This is a genomic window from Anoxybacillus amylolyticus (assembly GCF_001634285.1).
Classification (GTDB): domain Bacteria; phylum Bacillota; class Bacilli; order Bacillales; family Anoxybacillaceae; genus Anoxybacteroides; species Anoxybacteroides amylolyticum.
This window is the reverse complement of record NZ_CP015438.1, coordinates 2015363-2030833: the sequence shown is the minus strand read 5'-3', so window position 1 is coordinate 2030833 and position 15471 is coordinate 2015363. Positions and strand designations below refer to the sequence as shown.

General features: G+C 45.5%; 21 protein-coding genes. 16 read left to right on the top strand and 5 right to left on the bottom strand.

Annotated features, from left to right (window positions below; all coding sequences use genetic code 11):
* The first annotated feature begins 3 nt into the window (after nucleotides 1-3).
* The 6 genes from GFC30_RS10335 to cobO are packed head-to-tail and all read left to right on the top strand — an operon-like array spanning nucleotide 4 to nucleotide 6270.
* Entirely contained in the window at nucleotides 4-1080 is a 1077-nt protein-coding gene (locus GFC30_RS10335; RefSeq protein ID WP_066325130.1) for a cobalt-precorrin 5A hydrolase, read from the top strand.
* Nucleotide 1081: 1 nt separating this feature from the next.
* Complete coding sequence (locus GFC30_RS10330; protein WP_066325129.1) at nucleotides 1082-2443, top strand: cobyrinic acid a,c-diamide synthase CobB; 1362 nt, start codon at nucleotides 1082-1084, stop codon at nucleotides 2441-2443.
* The gene (locus GFC30_RS10325) at nucleotides 2436-3992 is read left to right on the top strand and encodes a cobyric acid synthase (protein WP_066325128.1); all 1557 of its coding nucleotides are present in this window, start codon (nucleotides 2436-2438) and stop codon (nucleotides 3990-3992) included. Before GFC30_RS10330 ends, GFC30_RS10325 begins: the two co-directional genes overlap by 8 nt.
* Nucleotides 3943-4974 carry a nicotinate-nucleotide--dimethylbenzimidazole phosphoribosyltransferase gene (cobT, locus tag GFC30_RS10320; RefSeq protein ID WP_179946271.1) on the top strand — a complete coding sequence of 344 codons (1032 nt, stop codon included), beginning with the start codon at nucleotides 3943-3945 and terminating at the stop codon, nucleotides 4972-4974. Before GFC30_RS10325 ends, cobT begins: the two co-directional genes overlap by 50 nt.
* 2 nt (nucleotides 4975-4976) lie before the next feature.
* On the top strand, nucleotides 4977-5744 hold the full coding sequence (cobA, locus tag GFC30_RS10315; protein ID WP_066325123.1) for a uroporphyrinogen-III C-methyltransferase: 768 nt from the start codon (nucleotides 4977-4979) through the stop codon (nucleotides 5742-5744).
* Nucleotides 5728-6270: a cob(I)yrinic acid a,c-diamide adenosyltransferase gene (gene cobO, locus GFC30_RS10310; RefSeq protein ID WP_066325122.1), complete on the top strand. Its 543-nt coding sequence runs from the start codon at nucleotides 5728-5730 to the stop codon at nucleotides 6268-6270. The genes cobA and cobO overlap by 17 nt, the downstream gene beginning before the upstream one ends.
* An 8-nt stretch (nucleotides 6271-6278) precedes the next feature.
* Here cobO and GFC30_RS17210 read toward each other — a convergent pair whose 3' ends face one another.
* Nucleotides 6279-6425 carry a hypothetical protein gene (locus GFC30_RS17210; RefSeq protein ID WP_169807003.1) on the bottom strand — a complete coding sequence of 49 codons (147 nt, stop codon included), beginning with the start codon at nucleotides 6423-6425 and terminating at the stop codon, nucleotides 6279-6281.
* Between the two features lie 16 nt (nucleotides 6426-6441).
* The gene (locus tag GFC30_RS10305; RefSeq protein ID WP_066325120.1) at nucleotides 6442-6666 is read right to left on the bottom strand and encodes a DUF3892 domain-containing protein; all 225 of its coding nucleotides are present in this window, start codon (nucleotides 6664-6666) and stop codon (nucleotides 6442-6444) included.
* 48 nt (nucleotides 6667-6714) lie between these two features.
* On the opposite strand from GFC30_RS10305, the gene GFC30_RS10300 reads away from it, so the two are divergent.
* Nucleotides 6715-7413: a class I SAM-dependent methyltransferase gene (locus GFC30_RS10300; protein WP_066325117.1), complete on the top strand. Its 699-nt coding sequence runs from the start codon at nucleotides 6715-6717 to the stop codon at nucleotides 7411-7413.
* A 35-nt stretch (nucleotides 7414-7448) separates the two neighbouring features.
* On the opposite strand, the gene GFC30_RS10295 is transcribed toward GFC30_RS10300, so the two are convergent.
* Nucleotides 7449-7544 (bottom strand): YjcZ family sporulation protein, encoded by a 96-nt coding sequence (locus GFC30_RS10295; protein ID WP_066325115.1) that lies wholly within the window; start codon nucleotides 7542-7544, stop codon nucleotides 7449-7451.
* An 87-nt stretch (nucleotides 7545-7631) separates the two neighbouring features.
* Entirely contained in the window at nucleotides 7632-8540 is a 909-nt protein-coding gene (gene metA, locus GFC30_RS10290; protein ID WP_066327319.1) for a homoserine O-acetyltransferase MetA, read from the bottom strand.
* Between the two features lie 139 nt (nucleotides 8541-8679).
* On the opposite strand from metA, the gene GFC30_RS10285 reads away from it, so the two are divergent.
* The 3 genes from GFC30_RS10285 to GFC30_RS10275 are packed head-to-tail and all read left to right on the top strand — an operon-like array spanning nucleotide 8680 to nucleotide 10376.
* Nucleotides 8680-9177 (top strand): hypothetical protein, encoded by a 498-nt coding sequence (locus GFC30_RS10285; RefSeq protein ID WP_066325114.1) that lies wholly within the window; start codon nucleotides 8680-8682, stop codon nucleotides 9175-9177.
* Between the two features lie 59 nt (nucleotides 9178-9236).
* A complete protein-coding gene (locus GFC30_RS10280) occupies nucleotides 9237-9713 on the top strand; it encodes a glutathione peroxidase (protein ID WP_066325111.1) in 477 nt (158 codons plus the stop codon).
* A 12-nt stretch (nucleotides 9714-9725) separates the two neighbouring features.
* Nucleotides 9726-10376, top strand: a complete 651-nt coding sequence (locus tag GFC30_RS10275; protein WP_066325108.1) for an HD domain-containing protein — start codon at nucleotides 9726-9728, stop codon at nucleotides 10374-10376.
* A 34-nt stretch (nucleotides 10377-10410) separates the two neighbouring features.
* On the opposite strand, the gene GFC30_RS10270 is transcribed toward GFC30_RS10275, so the two are convergent.
* Entirely contained in the window at nucleotides 10411-10794 is a 384-nt protein-coding gene (locus GFC30_RS10270; RefSeq protein WP_066325106.1) for a DUF4183 domain-containing protein, read from the bottom strand.
* Between the two features lie 359 nt (nucleotides 10795-11153).
* Between GFC30_RS10270 and GFC30_RS10265 the strand changes: the two genes are divergently transcribed.
* The 6 genes from GFC30_RS10265 (at nucleotide 11154) to GFC30_RS10245 (ending at nucleotide 15234) form a co-directional block, all read left to right on the top strand.
* Nucleotides 11154-11537 carry a DUF4183 domain-containing protein gene (locus tag GFC30_RS10265; RefSeq protein ID WP_066325099.1) on the top strand — a complete coding sequence of 128 codons (384 nt, stop codon included), beginning with the start codon at nucleotides 11154-11156 and terminating at the stop codon, nucleotides 11535-11537.
* A 69-nt stretch (nucleotides 11538-11606) separates the two neighbouring features.
* On the top strand, nucleotides 11607-12050 hold the full coding sequence (locus tag GFC30_RS10260) for a BrxA/BrxB family bacilliredoxin (RefSeq protein ID WP_066327318.1): 444 nt from the start codon (nucleotides 11607-11609) through the stop codon (nucleotides 12048-12050).
* Nucleotides 12051-12140: 90 nt separating this feature from the next.
* Entirely contained in the window at nucleotides 12141-12923 is a 783-nt protein-coding gene (locus GFC30_RS10255) for a class I SAM-dependent methyltransferase (protein ID WP_066325097.1), read from the top strand.
* 42 nt (nucleotides 12924-12965) lie between these two features.
* Nucleotides 12966-13088, top strand: coding sequence for a YuzL family protein (locus GFC30_RS16570; protein WP_084256429.1), 123 nt, complete (start codon nucleotides 12966-12968; stop codon nucleotides 13086-13088).
* A 187-nt stretch (nucleotides 13089-13275) separates the two neighbouring features.
* The gene (locus tag GFC30_RS10250; protein WP_066325092.1) at nucleotides 13276-14445 is read left to right on the top strand and encodes an LL-diaminopimelate aminotransferase; all 1170 of its coding nucleotides are present in this window, start codon (nucleotides 13276-13278) and stop codon (nucleotides 14443-14445) included.
* An 87-nt stretch (nucleotides 14446-14532) separates the two neighbouring features.
* On the top strand, nucleotides 14533-15234 hold the full coding sequence (locus tag GFC30_RS10245; protein ID WP_066325089.1) for an anthrax toxin lethal factor-related metalloendopeptidase: 702 nt from the start codon (nucleotides 14533-14535) through the stop codon (nucleotides 15232-15234).
* The last annotated feature ends 237 nt before the right edge of the window (nucleotides 15235-15471 follow it).

Below are 15471 nucleotides of genomic sequence, written 5' to 3'. Positions count from 1 at the left end.
GCGATGTACGCGGTCGTTGCGATTACGAAACATGGCGTCGAAATTGCCCGCCGTCTTGGCGAGCAAATGCCAGACGTGCATGTTTACTATACCGACAAATTTGCAAAAGGCGATGAAAAAGAAAAAGGAATTCGTTTGTTTGCCGGAAATGTTCGGTTGTTAGTGCCCACACTTTTTACGTCGTATCGTGGACTTATTTTCATTGTTTCCCTCGGAGCGGTCGTCCGCATGATTGCTCCGCATTTAAAAGATAAAAAAACGGATCCAGCAGTCGTCGTCATCGATGACAAAGGGGAACATGTCATTAGCGTTTTATCTGGGCATCTTGGCGGGGCAAACGAATTGACGCGCCGAATTGCCCAGTTATTACAAGCACATCCAGTCATTACGACAGCGTCGGATGTCCAAAAAACAATAGCGGTGGATTTATTCGGACGGTCATTCGGCTGGGTATGGGAATCAGCAGAAAAGTTAACACCTGTAAGCGCAGCGGTTGTTAACGAACAACACGTCGCGATTGTGCAAGAATCGGGAGAACGCAACTGGTGGCAGTATGACGCGCCGCTCCCTGCCAATATCCGCCTCTATCCAACAATTGCTGCAGCGCTTGCGGCAAAACCAGACGCTGCTTTAGTAGTGACACATCGGCTGTTAACGAAAGAAGAAGAAGCGATTTTACAAAATGGCGTCCTATATCGTCCGAAAGTGATTGTGCTTGGGATTGGCTGCAATCGCGGCACATCGGCAGAAGAAATCGAAACGGTGATTGGCGAAACGTTAACAGAACTACAGTTTTCGATAAAAAGTGTCAAAGCGCTCTGCACGATTGATTTAAAAAAAGACGAAGCAGGACTACTAGAAGTCGTACAAAAATATGGCTGGGAATTTGTCTATTATACACCGGAACAACTAAACCGCGTGCCAATCGAGCAGCCTTCGGAAACGGTCTTTCGCTATACGGGGGCATACGGCGTTAGCGAGCCGGCAGCGAAATTATATAGCGGTGCGAAGTTAGCGCTTGTGAAGAAAAAATTAGGCAATGTGACGATTTCCGTTGCCGTCATCGAGAAGGAGGGATAAAATGCGCCGAATTGTCATCGCAGGAACAGGAAGCGGCGTTGGAAAGACAACGGTGACCATCGGACTAATGGCGGCGTTTACTACCCGTGGCTATGCGGTACAAGGATTTAAATGTGGCCCAGACTATATTGACCCGACGTACCATACAGCGGTAACCGGACGCCCGTCGCGCAATTTAGATAGCTGGATGGGTGGAGAAGAGGTTGTGAAAGCGGTATGCCAAAGGGGATGCGAAAGTGCGGACATCGCTATTATCGAAGGAGTGATGGGGCTATTTGATGGAAAACGACCGACAACCAATGAAGGGTCGACCGCGGAAATTAGCACCATCACTAACAGTCCAGTACTATTAGTTGTCGATTGTGCAGGGATGGCACGGAGCGCTGCTGCGGTCGTTCGCGGGTTTCAACAGTTCGATCCGCGTGTGAACATTGTTGGTGTCATCGCTAACCGCGTTGGCAGCGAAGGGCATTTTCGTTTAGTTCAATCGGCGATCGAGCAGATGTGCGGCATTCCCGTTGTCGGATTCTTGCCAAAAACAGGCGAATTTTCAATTCCAGAGCGTCATTTAGGACTCGTTCCGTCGGTTGAGCGCGGAGAATTAGCAGACTTTTTTACAGCGCTTGGCGAACAAATAGCACAAACAGTCGACCTTGATGCCGTTTGGCGTTTGGCGGAAGCACCGCCTTTAGAAATCGGACGGTCGTATCCAACGGCTAGCAACCAATATGACGTTTGCATCGCAGTTGCGAAAGATGCCGCGTTTCATTTTTACTATCCGGAAAATTTAGAAATGCTCGAGGCATATGGGGCCAAACTCGTGTTCTTTTCCCCGCTTGCGGGTGAACCGCTTCCGAGTGACGCAGACGGATTGTATATTGGAGGAGGATTTCCAGAAGAGTTTGCTGAACAGTTAGCGCGACAAACAGATGTCAACCAATCGATTCGCCAAGCGATTGACCGAGGATTACCAACGCTTGCGGAGTGCGGAGGGTTTATGTATTTAACGGAAGGAATTGAAACGACGGATGGCCGCTTTTACGAAATGGTTGGTGTCATTCCAGGAACGGTTCGCATGCATACGAAATTAGCAGCGCTAGGATACCGTGAAGTGATCGGGGAAGAAGAAAACTTTTTATTGCCGCTTGGGGCGGTAGCAAAAGGTCACGAATTTCATTACTCGACGTTTACCCGCAGTGATACGTCTTTTGCCTACGAAACAAAAGGGCTGCGTGGGGCGAAAAAAGACGGCTATATGACGAAAAACGTTGTGGCCGGATACGTTCATTTTTATTTTCCATCTTGTCCGGAAATGGTTGACCGCTGGCTTACGCGATGTGTGCAGGTGAAGCATGATGCGTAGAGCGCTGCCGATTATGTTTCAAGGGACGCATTCTGACGCGGGAAAAAGTATTATAACGACCGCCTTTTGCCGCCTTTTTGCCGATAATGGGTGGAAAACGGCTCCGTTTAAATCGCAAAACATGTCGTTAAATTCGTATGTAACGCCAGATGGAAAAGAAATTGGCCGAGCCCAAGGGATACAGGCAGAAGCGGCTCGAGTAAGGGCAACAACGGATATGAACCCGATTTTAATTAAGCCAAGCCGGGAAAATGAAGCGCAAATTGTCGTACATGGTCGACCGTATGCGAATATGAAAGCAGGGCAATATCGAGAGGAATTTTTTTCGCTTGGGTTGCAAGTGATTGAGCGCTCGCTAAAGACGCTCATGAACGAATACGACCGGCTTGTCATCGAAGGAGCAGGCAGCCCGGCGGAGGTAAATTTAAACGACCGAGAACTCGTCAATATGCGGGTAGCCCGCATGGCGAATGCACCGGTTGTGTTAGTTGGTGATATTGAACGTGGAGGTGTGTTTGCTAGTTTAGTAGGAACGTTGCAGTTGTTAGAAGAAGCGGATCGGAAGCGCGTTATTGGGGTGATTATTAATAAATTTCGCGGGGACTACACGCTTTTAAAGCCAGGGCTTGATTGGTTTGAGGAGTATACCGGTGTGCCAGTGCTCGGGGTTATTCCGTATATGCACGAGCTACATATTGATGCGGAAGATTCGGTGTCGCTCGCGCGCTTTTCTGCGAAAAAAGCAGAAAAAGCACTTGATATCGCAGTAGTACAATACCCACGAATCTCTAATTTTACTGACATTGACCCATTGATGGCTGAACCGGATTGCAGCGTTCGTTTTGTCACCAAAGCAGAAGAAATCGGTGAACCGGATGTATTTCTTTTGCCAGGAAGCAAAAATACGATTGAAGATTTGCTATACGTAAAAGAAAGTGGAATTGCCTCAGAAATCGGTCGGTTATATAAGCAGACAGATGCAGTGATTGTTGGGATTTGCGGCGGCTATCAAATGCTTGGCCGACGCATCATCGACCCGTTTCACGTTGAAACTTCAATCGGTGAAGCGACAGGACTGCAATTGCTTCCCGTTGATACGACGCTCGAAAAAGAAAAAACAACCATTTGGTCAGGAGGAACGGCTCTGTTTGCCGGCGAATCTTTTTCGGTGACAGGGTATGAGCTGCATATGGGACGTTCCGTGCGAACAGGTGGAATTCCGTTTATTCAAATATCTGGTGGACGAACAGATGGCTGCAAAACGAGCGATGAACGCATCCTCGGCACCTATTTTCACGATTTGTTTCATAACGATCGCTTTCGTCACCATTTCTTAAATGCGATTCGCCGTAAAAAAGGGCTGCCACCGCTGATCGAGCGTCCGTCGTATAGGGAACTACGCGAACAAGCTTTTCATCAGCTTGCGGATTGTGTCAAACGAAACGTCCAAATCGAACGAATCGAACAAAAAATGAGCGAATTTCAAAGGGGGAACGATCATGTACAATATTCCAGCGTTAAACAAACAAATTGGCAAAGAAGTAAGTAACTACATCGATCAATTAACGAAACCTGCCGGAAGCCTTGGCCGGCTAGAGCAATTGGCAATTGCGTTAAGTGAAATGACAGAAGCACACTTTCCGGTCGTCACTCCTCCAGGCGTACTAGTGTTTGCCGCAGATCACGGGGTCACCAAAGAAGGCGTTTCTGCGTTTCCACAAGAAGTGACAGCGCAAATGGTATTAAATTTTGTCAATGGTGGTGCGGCAATTAACGTTTTTAGCGAACAAATTGGTGCATTGTTTGCCGTCATTGATGTTGGAGTGGCGACCGATATTCCAGGGGAAGGATTTGTGCAGGAAAAAGTAAAGTATGGGACGAACAATTTTTGTGAACAAGAAGCGATGACAAGAGACGAAGCAAAACAAGCCGTTTCCGTCGGTTACGAACAAGCAAAAGCGATGATTCACCAAGGAATTCGTTGTCTCATTGTGGGAGAGATGGGGATTGGAAATACGACGACTGCAAGTGCGTTGTTAGCTGCCATTAGCGGTAAACCTGTGGAGTTGCTCGTTGGCAAAGGAACAGGTATTGCAGCGGAAGCGGTGCTTCATAAACGAACCGTCATCGAACGAGCATTGGCGCTCCATCAGCCAGACGCTTCTGACCCGATCGGGCTTCTTTCGAAAATCGGTGGGTTAGAAATTGCCGCGATGGCTGGAGCGATGATAGCAGCTGCCGAGGCTCGCTTGCCGATTTTGCTAGATGGCTTTATTTGTACAGTTGCCGCGCTCGTTGCCGAACGATTACATCCACGTGTCGTTGACTATATGATTGCCGGTCACCGTTCCCAAGAACCAGGACATCGTATAGCGCTTGATTTGCTCGAAAAAGAACCGCTCATCGATTTAAATATGCGACTTGGGGAGGGAAGCGGGGCAGCGGTTGCATTCCCGATTTTGCAGTCGGCAGTGACGATGTTGAAAATGGCGACTTTTGCCTCTGCGCAAGTGTCACAAGGCGGTGAATGAGCATGGAAAAAGGGATGGTGTATTTAGTCGGGGCAGGCCCAGGTAACCCGAAGTTAATTACCGTTTATGGATTGGAATGTATGGAAAAAGCGGACGTTATTATTTACGACCGGCTCGTCAGTAGCGAGTTGCTTCGATATGCGAAAAAAGAGGCAGAGTTAATTTATGCTGGAAAAGAACCAGGCCGGCATGGCACCATTCAAGAACAAATTAATCATTGGCTAGTAGAAAAAGCAAACGAAGGGAAAACGGTCGTACGCTTAAAAGGAGGAGACCCGTTCGTCTTCGGCCGCGGCGGGGAAGAAGCAGAGATACTGGCAAAACATCATATTCCGTTTGAAATCGTCCCAGGGGTAACTGCAGGAATTGCGGCAGCGGCATTTGCTGGCATTCCCGTTACTTACCGAAACATCGCTACTTCGTTTACGATCGTCACTGGTCATGGCAGAAAAGAAAAAGGGGACGATCATCTTGACTGGGGAGCGCTTGTGAAAAGTGATACACTTGCTTTTTATATGGGGGTCGGCAATTTGCCGTACATTTGCGAGCAACTAATCGCGCACGGAAAACATGCCGATACGCCCGTTGCGGTCATTGAATGGGGAACAACAGAAAAACAACGAACCGTAACAGGGACGCTACAAACAATTACCGAAATCGCAAAACGTGCGAATATTTCGCACCCGGCGTTAATCGTTGTGGGCGAAGTCGTTCAATTGCGCGAACGTATTCAATGGTTTCCTGAACGAGAAGGTGACGTTATTGAGTAATGGGCGATTAATTGTGTATACAGGAGAGGGCAAAGGAAAAACGACCGCCGCTCTTGGCTTAGTGCTGAGAGCGGCTGGCAGAGGACAACGGGTACTCGTTATTCAGTTTATTAAATCTCCAGAGCGGACGTACGGCGAGCATATTATGCTCAAGAAGCTAGGAATGGAAATATACCAACTTGGCGCTGGGTTTACATGGACGAAAACGCCAGAAATACACCGCCAAGCACTAAAAAAAGCATGGCAATTTACAAAAGAAAAAATAATGTCTAGTATGTATGATATGATTGTATTAGATGAACTGAACAATGTGCTCGCCATTGACCGTTTTCCGGTCGACGATATCGTGTCAGTAAATGACGTGATTCAGTTGTTAAAGATGCGCCCGCCATCGCTTCACATCGTCATTACAGGGCGGGCGGCGAAACAAGAACTGATCGACATTGCCGATATTGTCACCGACATGCAGGCGGTGAAACATGATTATCACGAAGGGGTATCGGCGAAAAAAGGAATTGAATATTAAGGTGCAGTTTATTCCGCAAGATCTGTTTTATCGTTTTGTGATTTTTTTCGTTTGTTTCCTTTGCTATTGTCGCCGCTACGTACTTCTTCGGTCAATGAGGGTTCTGTCGGTCCGCTTTGGTTGTTGCTTCCTTTACGGTTGTACTTTTTTGTCATTGTCAACGTCCTTTCGTTAAAAAAATAATGGCAATTCGTCAATCGAGCGGTCGCTCGAAGTAGCGCAGATGGAACATTCACCGGTTTCGTCGCTAAAAATGGACGCATTAGCGATAAGCCCGTTCTCGATTTCCATCATTGCTTTTCGGTACGACAATACACGCCCTGTTGACGTTTTAAAGTTGATAATTGCCCCTTCGTGGTTTTTTTGCACCGCGACAAACGTTTCTTGTTCGTTCATCGTTACTCACTCCTTTTATATACAGCTTGGTCGGTTGGGAAGATTTTTATGCAAACAGAGGTGGAGAAAATGGAATTTATTTGGCATGAAGAAGCAAAAAAGCAGTGGGATGAACGAGCAGCGTTTTGGCAGCAAAATAGCGAAGAAATGTGGGAGCGCGGCAGCCGCAAAACGATTTTGCCGTTTTTCACATCGTATGTTCCAAAGGGAAGTACGGTCGTTGATTTAGGATGCGGTGACGGATATGGAGCGTGGAAGCTGTCGCAACTTGGCTATCGTGTTGTCGGGATTGATTTGTCGCAAGAAATGGTGGAAAAAGCAAAAGAGCGTGGAGAAGGAGAGCCGCTTCAGTTTCTCCAAGGCGATTTAACCAATTTGCCATTTGCGGGAGAAACGTTTTCTGGAGCGATAGCGATTAATTCGCTCGAATGGACGGAAGAACCGTTAAAAGCGCTCGATGAAATAAGACGGGTGTTGAAGAAAGGGCATTATTTATGCGTTGGGTTGCTTGGACCGACAGCCGCTCCACGCGTGAATAGCTATGAACGGTTATACGGGAAGCCAGTCATTTGTAATACGATGATGCCGTGGGAATTTGAACGGCTGGCACAAGAAAACGGCTGGGAGCTTGTCGATGGTCAAGGGGTCTATAAAAAAGAAGTCAATGACTGCCTGCTTATCCATCTCCCGCGCGAACTCAAACAGGCGCTAACGTTTATGTGGCTGTTTCTATTGCGCAAAAAATAGGAGCTTGCTCGTTTACAGAGCAAACTCCTTCTTTATTAATATCCTCTCATAAACGCTGTGCCAACGATGATTAACAAAATAAACAATACAACGATTAACGCGAAGTTATTGCCGCCATGATGTCCGCTCATTTTCTCACCCCCTAATGCAACGTAGTACATAGTATTCGTTTCAAGGGAAGTCGGTCACGGACAATGGCGGACAAGCAAAAAATAGGTTTATTCCCAAATATAAGGAGTTTCTTGATAGACGTAGTAGTTTAACCAGTTGACAAACAATAAATTAGCGTGTGAACGCCACGTGTTTAGCGGCTCGTTTGCCGGGTCGTCGTTTGGAAAATACGATTCTGGAAGATGAATTGGCAATCCTTTGGCGATATCACGCTCGTATTCTTCTTTTAACGTTGTCGCGTCGTACTCTGGATGTCCAGTTAAAAAGATTTGCTTTCCGTCGTTAGATGCGACCAAACATACGCCCGCTTTTTCGGAAACGGATAAAATCGTCAATTCCGATACTTTTTCAATGTCTTCTCGGCGCACATCGGTATGGCGGGAATGTGGAATGCGAAACACATCGTCAAATCCACGCAATAGTTTCACGTTTTTTACTTCCAATGTATGTTCAAAAATACCGAAGCATTTTTGCGGCAACATATATTTCGGCACTCCGTAATGATAATATAGCCCCGCTTGTGCCCCCCAGCAAATGTGTAGCGTCGACGTAACGTTGGTTTTCGTCCACTCCATAATATCGACGAGCTCTTCCCAATACGTAACGTCTTCAAACGGCAAATGTTCGACAGGGGCACCGGTAATAATCATGCCGTCAAACTTGCGATGGCGAATGAGTGGAAATGTCGTATAAAATTGGTCAAGATGGTATTGGCTCGTCGTTTTCGTTTCGTGTGTTTCTGGACGCAAAAACGTAATATGGACTTGAAGCGGAGAGTTGCCAAGCAGGCGCAATAGTTGTGTTTCTGCTTTTTCTTTTTGCGGCATTAAGTTTAAAATGACTATATTTAATGGGCGAATGTCTTGTGAATACGCCCGCTCTTCATCCATGACGAAAATATTTTCTTGTTCTAACACTTCTTTTGCCGGTAAATGTTTTGGAATGTTAATAGGCAACGTTCTCATCCTCCATTTCGTTATTTTTTAAATAATTCCATTATAAAAATATTGCGACTATTATTCAATGAATTTTTTTCCTTCCTTTTTCGATGGTAGAATGGTGGATAAGCAGTTTTCATAAAAGGAGCTGAGAAAATTGGACCCAACGGCGTTTGATAATTTGAAGACGGTAGTAGAAGGGGCGATTTACGATCTTGATTTAGATGGGACGGTCGTGGTGACCGACCGCCGCGATTGGCTAGATTTAGCTCATTTTTCGCGAACATACCAGCTATCGTTTCGGTTGCAGGAAGCACCAGATGTCACATGTACGGTCGTACTACATATGCATTTAAAGGAAATTGCCCGGGAGCTGTTGCAGCAAGCCGATGCTGGATGCGAGTTAACGATTACGTTTTGCTTGCCGGTGGAATCGGACGCCATTTGTCCGCACATCGAAGAAACGATGCATAACATTTGGGGGGAAACGAGGCTCATTCGCCAAACGTTGCGGCGTGATTACGCAAGCGGGCGTATTGACAATGACGTAACGATTGAATTCGGTCGATTGATTCGTGAGGACAATGTGAATGATTTGCTTGAGATGGTGCCATATATGCTTGAATCATTGCAACAGTTGTGTCATATCGCTTAAGCAAAAAAGTGGAAACCGTTGCATTTTTTCTTTAAGATGAAGAAAAGGAGGAATGATTGATGAGCATTTACGATTTTACGGTAAAAACGATTCAAGGAGTGGAAAAAACGCTAGCGGAGTATGAAGGAAAGGTATTACTCATTGTGAACACCGCGAGCAAATGTGGATTTACGCCTCAATATAAAGAGCTGCAGGCGCTATATGAGCAATATCGTGACAAAGGGTTTGTCGTGCTTGGGTTTCCATGCAACCAATTTGGTCATCAAGAGCCGGGGAGCGAAGAAGAAATCGCTCAGTTTTGTGAATTAAACTACGGGGTGACGTTTCCGATGTTTGCGAAAGTGGATGTCAACGGCGAACAAGCGCACCCGTTGTTTGTTTATCTTACCGAGAAAGCACCAGGCGTGTTCGGAACGAAGGCGATTAAATGGAATTTTACGAAGTTCCTTATCGACCGGAACGGACGTGTAGTCGAGCGATTTGCTCCGCAAACAAAGCCTAGCGAATTGAAAGTAGAAATCGAAAAATTATTGTAGATAAGTTTATTTATGGAAAAAGAAGTGATTATTCGACAAACCGAGTATTTTGTCAAAGACAAACTAGATGATGATACAAGCGGCCATGATTGGTGGCACATCGAACGTGTCCGCCGGTTAGGGGGCTACTTGGCGAAACAAGAAGGGGCGGATTTGTTTATTGTCGAAATGGCGGTGCTTCTTCATGATATCGCTGATGAAAAAATGGCAGGCAGTGAGGCAAGCGGAATGCAGGCGGTGCAGCAATGGCTTTGGCAACTCCCGCTTTCTCGGGCGGAAAGCGAGCATATCGTGTCCGCCATTTCCACTGTTTCGTATAAAGGTGGACACGGCAGTCCGCCGCGAACGATAGAAGCGATGGTCGTGCAAGATGCCGACCGATTGGATGCGCTTGGCGCGATCGGTATTGCCCGTGCGTTTATGTATGCAGGAAATCGGGGGCATCTTTTATATGACCCAGCGCTTGCTGTAAGAGAAACGATGACGAAACAAGAATATCGGCATGGGCGCAGTACAGCGATTCATCATTTTTATGAGAAATTGCTGAAGTTGAAAGATTTGCTGAATACCGAAAGTGCGAAAAAGCTAGCCGAACACCGCCATCAATTTCTTGAACAATTTTTACACCAATTTTACCGAGAGTGGGACGAAGCAATGGAATAGGCAAATGGCGCAGGAAAAATTCTGCGCCATTGGTTTATGTTGCAACAGTTGTTGCGGACGACGGAGCGAATTGGACAATTTCTAAAGTAATAGGTGTGTTAACTAAAATAGAGATCGTTCCCGTGGGGACTTGAATTTGTAATTTACCAACGCCTGCACCGCCTGGGGTATACGTCGAAATCCCTTTCATTTGCAACACACCGTTAATATATACATTATAGTAGCTATTATTAGAAGTTAAAGATGGAAGGGACGTAACGGCATTTCCGTTATCATCTTTAAAATTCGCAGCATCAATTGTTAATGTCGATCCTGGCAGAGCGACGGCTGTTGTCTTATAGAAAAAACGAGTGACCGTAGGCACAACATCTGTTGTTGTTGTTACATCCACTAACAGTTTAATAATTTCAAGCGCCATCTTTTCATCACCTTTCTTTGATGTTTCATATGAATAACGTCAATGCATTATACGATTTCTTTTGGAAAAAGACATGGACAACCATCTAAAAAAGGCTCTTCACCAAAAGTTGTGCTTGATTTTTTAATAAAAGCGGACTTGATACTTGTTTATACATAATTGTAAATGAAAGTTAAATAAACGATAAGCGGTATCCCTTGCTTCACAACATTACGTGTTCGTCAAGTACATTTTGTGGTGATGAACCCTAAAAAAAGAAAAAATGGACTATTTGCTCAAGTGATTGCACACTTCGGTACGGTTTTGCATATTATGTAGTTAAAATTTTTGCCTTCATCCGGAGAAGTTAGGTGATTGAGATGGGAAGAAAAAAGTACCGGTATGCAAAACATATCATCGCCGTGCCAAAAGTATACGACTGGATTCAGACCACTTCTACGATTCAACTCCAAGTAACGATGCAATTCCCTTCTTGTGTTTTACAGGCGGATACGTACGAATATAATGCGATATCAGATGGATATAAAACGGTATATACAAACGACGATGAGTTAAAAGAATACGGCGACCGCGGGATCTTAAACCCGAACGACGTGTCGTTTATCAATTTGTTTATTAACGGAGTATTGCAGCCAAAAATATTGTATGAAGTTCAAGAAGGCATGCTCCTTTTAAAATCAACAGACGTTCCCCCAAAAGGAACGCCGATTACGCTTCAATTTGTTACTATTAAGCTCAGTTGATTCCTTGTATTGATTTTTTCTCGTTGAAATAGTATGCTTGTTTCACTGAGTGTTGTAGAGGGGGTTAGTATATCCATGGCTTATGAAGAATATATGCGCCAGCTCGTTCAGCCGATGCGCGATGAACTTGTCCGCGCCGGATTTCAAGAACTAAAAACGAGCGAGGAAGTCGAAAACTTTATGGAAAACGTGCAAGGTACGACGTTTGTTGTCGTCAATTCCGTGTGCGGCTGTGCCGCCGGATTGGCGCGACCAGCGGCAACGCAAGCGATTTTTCAAAGTGAGAAAAAACCAGATCATTTAGTGACCGTCTTTGCAGGACAAGACCGTGAAGCAACGGCAAAAATGCGGGAATATTTTGTCGGCATCGAACCGTCTTCCCCGTCGATGGCTTTGTTAAAAGGAAAAGAAGTCGTTCATTTTATTCCGCGCCATGAAATCGAGGGAAATTCGATGGAAGCGGTAATGGCAAACATTATGAACGCATTGGAAACTCATTGTTCATCGTCTTGAGCGAGGAGACCCCCACTTCAAACGTTCGTTAAGTGGGGATAGTTGACGAGCATGTCGTAATAAAGGCATGCTTTTTTCTCGGAGGAAAACATGATTGTCACGACAGCAGGAAGAACGGACAAAGAAATGATGCAAAAAGCAAAGCAAATTGCCGCTGAATTGGCCGTTCCGTACGTGCCGCGGCAGAAAATGTCAGTCGAAGCGATCCAAACGCAATACGTCGACGATGTTATTGTTGTCGGCAAAAACAGGCTCGAAATGTATCCGTTCGATCGGTCGCCATCGTTTTTCTTTCACCCAAACTCCGCCACGTTTCGCGTCAAACGAATATTGCGCGGCGAGTCAGACCCGTTTTTAGAAGCAACTAAGTTATGTGCGGGAATGTCGTTATTAGACTGTACGCTCGGACTTGCGGCCGATAGTATTGTCGCAAGCACGGTTGTCGGCGGAGGCGGAACGATCGTCGGGCTAGAAGGAAATCGCTATATTGCGTATTTAGTCGAACAAGGACTGCGGCAGTGGGATTCGGGGATTCCTGCCATGAACGAGGCGATGCGGCGCATCCAAGTCGTTTTTGCCGACCACCGTACTTTTTTATCTTCTCTTCCAGACCGCTCGTTTGATGTCGTCTATTTTGACCCGATGTTTGAGCAAGCGATTGTCGAATCGGACGGCATTCAAGGCATCAAATCGTTTGCGCTTTACACCGAGCTCACGGAGGAAGTGATTCGCGAAGCAAAACGGGTTGCCCGAAAACGCGTCGTGTTGAAAGATCATTGGCAAAGCACGCGTTTTTATACATTCGGCTTTTCCGTCTATGTTCGCAAAACGGCGAAGTTTCATTTTGCGACGATTGAATTAGCAAACGAATAGAAAGAGAAAGGAATGGGTACGTTAAGCACGGAGGTGACGGAAATGTCCAATCGAAAAAAAGACCCATCCAAAACCGGCTTAAGTGCGCCAAACGTTAAAGGGCAAGGGACGACCGAAACGGAAACAGGATATGCGCTTGATTCCGCCCGCAAAAAGAAACGATAGAAACTCGCAGCCAGCCTGCGAGTTTTTTTATGAGTATAAATAAAGTAACCAACTTAATAGACTTGCAGCGAAAAAAATCACATTCATCTTTTCTCCCTACCTTTCTATCATGTTGCTCGGAAATATGATACACTAGGAGTATTCCTTATATCGATCATATGTACCAAAAAAACGAGAAGAAAGAGGTTTGAGCATGAAACTAGCAGAGCGCATGAAAGCGTTTAGCGCTTCCGTTTTTAGTGAACTATCAGCGTATAAAAAGTCGAAACTTTCTGAAGGGTATGAAATGATTGATTTAAGCATCGGTAGCCCAGATTTGCCACCGCCATCGTTTGTTCGTGAAACGCTCGCTTTTTACGCGAGCCAACTAGACATGTACGGCTATCCAATCGCTGGAACGAACGAATTTCATGAAGCGGTTGCCTATTATTATCGTACATCGCATGGAGTATCGCTTCATCCCGACGAAGAAGTCGTTTGTTTAATGGGGTCGCAAGACGGGCTCGTTCATTTGCCGATGGCGTTTGCCAATCCAGGCGATCTTATTTTAGTGCCAGACCCAGGCTATCCAGCATATGCAGCTGGAATTGCGATGGCGCAAGCAGAAGCGTATTTAATGCCATTACGTAAAGAAAACAATTTTCTTCCTGACCTTCACGCCATCCCGGAAGATGTTGCGAAACAAGCAGTTATGATGATTATTAATTTTCCAGGAAACCCGGTTCCAGCACTAGCAACCAAATCGTTTTTCCGCGAAGTCGTTGCTTTTGCGAAACGATATGACATCCTTGTTGTCTCCGACTTTGCGTATAGCGAGCTTTATTACGATGGGCATAAACCAATCAGCTTTTTAGCGATACCAGAAGCGAAAACGGTAGGCGTTGAAATCAATTCGCTGTCGAAAAGCTATAACATGGCTGGCTGCCGCATTGGATATGCCTGTGGGAACGCTGACATCATTCGCGTCCTTGCTAAATTTAAATCAAATTTAGATTATGGGGTATTTTTACCTGTTCAGAAAGCAGCCGTTCAAGCATTAACAAAAGGCGCAGCTTTTTGTGAAGAAAGTCGCCAAATTTACGAAGCGCGCCGCAATTTGCTCATTGACGGCTTGGCGGAAATCGGCTGGAACATTGAACGTCCGAAAGCAAGTATGTTTGTATGGGCAGAAATTCCAAGAGGATGGACATCGCTTTCGTTTACGTATGCATTAATGGACAAAGCGAACGTTGTCGTCACGCCAGGGGAGGCGTTCGGACGAAACGGAGAAGGATTTGTCCGCATTGCGCTCGTTCAGAACGAAGAAATACTCAAACAAGCCATTCAAAACATAAAAAGAAGCGGACTCTTTTCCTAATTTTACATATTTCTCTCCTTTTTTGCGTGTGCTATAGTAAAAATGAGATTCATAGGTTGCTAGCGCACGGATAAAGGTGGGAGTTCCATGAAACGATGGCTCATTTGTATCGCATTTGTTGTGGCGATAGTTCCGCTTCTTTCATTTTCGCCGTATCCAAATACGCATGGCGTATTGTTAGAGGCGAGTTCGCTTTCATTGGGGAATATTCGGTCTAAGCAAACATTGCAAAAAATCGTCATTGTACCAGATACACCTTTCGATCACGCGAAAGCGGAAAAAATGATTAGAACGTTAGCGCATATTGATCCTGTCTTATTAAAAAAAGTAGCCCAACAACAAATTTATATAAAACTATTTACGGGAAAGCTCACCGACGAGCCGTCTGTTCGGTATTTACGCGGAAAAACTCCACGGGGATATACGGTTACAACATGGGATGACGTTCCTGGAATTGGCGGATCGCATCTCGTCTTAGTGAAAATCGGCCATAGCGAAAAAGGAAAAGGGCATGGTTCGGTCAATTTGGAATTGCACGAGCTCGCTCATTCGATTGACTATATTGTTTTTGATCATATTCACGCAACATCGCCTTTTTTAGCGATCTGGCGTGAAGAAGCGAAGCAGTTGTTCCCTCACAACTACTATTTTCTCGATTATCCGGAAGAATATTTTGCGGAAGCGTTCGCCTATTACTACGATACCGACGAAACGCGCGCCTATTTAAAAGAAAAAGCCCCAAAAACGTATGAATTTATCCAACGACTAACGAAAAGAACTCAGGAATGAGTTCTTTTCAGACTGTCGAAAAGTAACTATTCAGCCCCTACATAGAAAAAGTTTGTAAGAGAGGCTTTGTTTCTTTCCTCCTTGTCTATACTATATACATGCAACTGGGGAGTTTCACTTATTTTTTCGACTGTCGGAGGCAAGCCAAAGGCTTGCCTGCGTCACGCGTTCGCGTGACAGAGAACCGAACAACGAGCCGCCTCCCAGACAAATTCATTTGTCTGGGAGCGGTGTTGT

Excerpts from the sequence above, each read along its gene's own strand:
- GFC30_RS10245 (WP_066325089.1), top strand. The coding sequence starts at position 14,533 with ATGAAACGATGGCTCATTTGTATCGCATTTGTTGTGGCGATAGTTCCG.
- GFC30_RS10255 (WP_066325097.1), top strand. The coding sequence starts at position 12,141 with ATGATTGTCACGACAGCAGGAAGAACGGACAAAGAAATGATGCAAAAA.
- GFC30_RS17210 (WP_169807003.1), bottom strand. The coding sequence starts at position 6,425 with ATGACAAAAAAGTACAACCGTAAAGGAAGCAACAACCAAAGCGGACCG.
- cobT (WP_179946271.1), top strand. The coding sequence starts at position 3,943 with ATGTACAATATTCCAGCGTTAAACAAACAAATTGGCAAAGAAGTAAGT.
- GFC30_RS10280 (WP_066325111.1), top strand. The coding sequence starts at position 9,237 with ATGAGCATTTACGATTTTACGGTAAAAACGATTCAAGGAGTGGAAAAA.
- GFC30_RS10300 (WP_066325117.1), top strand. The coding sequence starts at position 6,715 with ATGCAAACAGAGGTGGAGAAAATGGAATTTATTTGGCATGAAGAAGCA.
- GFC30_RS10265 (WP_066325099.1), top strand. The coding sequence starts at position 11,154 with ATGGGAAGAAAAAAGTACCGGTATGCAAAACATATCATCGCCGTGCCA.
- GFC30_RS10305 (WP_066325120.1), bottom strand. The coding sequence starts at position 6,666 with ATGAACGAACAAGAAACGTTTGTCGCGGTGCAAAAAAACCACGAAGGG.
- GFC30_RS10325 (WP_066325128.1), top strand. The coding sequence starts at position 2,436 with ATGCGTAGAGCGCTGCCGATTATGTTTCAAGGGACGCATTCTGACGCG.
- GFC30_RS16570 (WP_084256429.1), top strand. The coding sequence starts at position 12,966 with ATGTCCAATCGAAAAAAAGACCCATCCAAAACCGGCTTAAGTGCGCCA.
- cobA (WP_066325123.1), top strand. The coding sequence starts at position 4,977 with ATGGAAAAAGGGATGGTGTATTTAGTCGGGGCAGGCCCAGGTAACCCG.
- GFC30_RS10270 (WP_066325106.1), bottom strand. The coding sequence starts at position 10,794 with ATGGCGCTTGAAATTATTAAACTGTTAGTGGATGTAACAACAACAACA.
- GFC30_RS10330 (WP_066325129.1), top strand. The coding sequence starts at position 1,082 with ATGCGCCGAATTGTCATCGCAGGAACAGGAAGCGGCGTTGGAAAGACA.
- GFC30_RS10275 (WP_066325108.1), top strand. The coding sequence starts at position 9,726 with ATGGAAAAAGAAGTGATTATTCGACAAACCGAGTATTTTGTCAAAGAC.
- GFC30_RS10295 (WP_066325115.1), bottom strand. The coding sequence starts at position 7,544 with ATGAGCGGACATCATGGCGGCAATAACTTCGCGTTAATCGTTGTATTG.
- GFC30_RS10335 (WP_066325130.1), top strand. The coding sequence starts at position 4 with ATGTACGCGGTCGTTGCGATTACGAAACATGGCGTCGAAATTGCCCGC.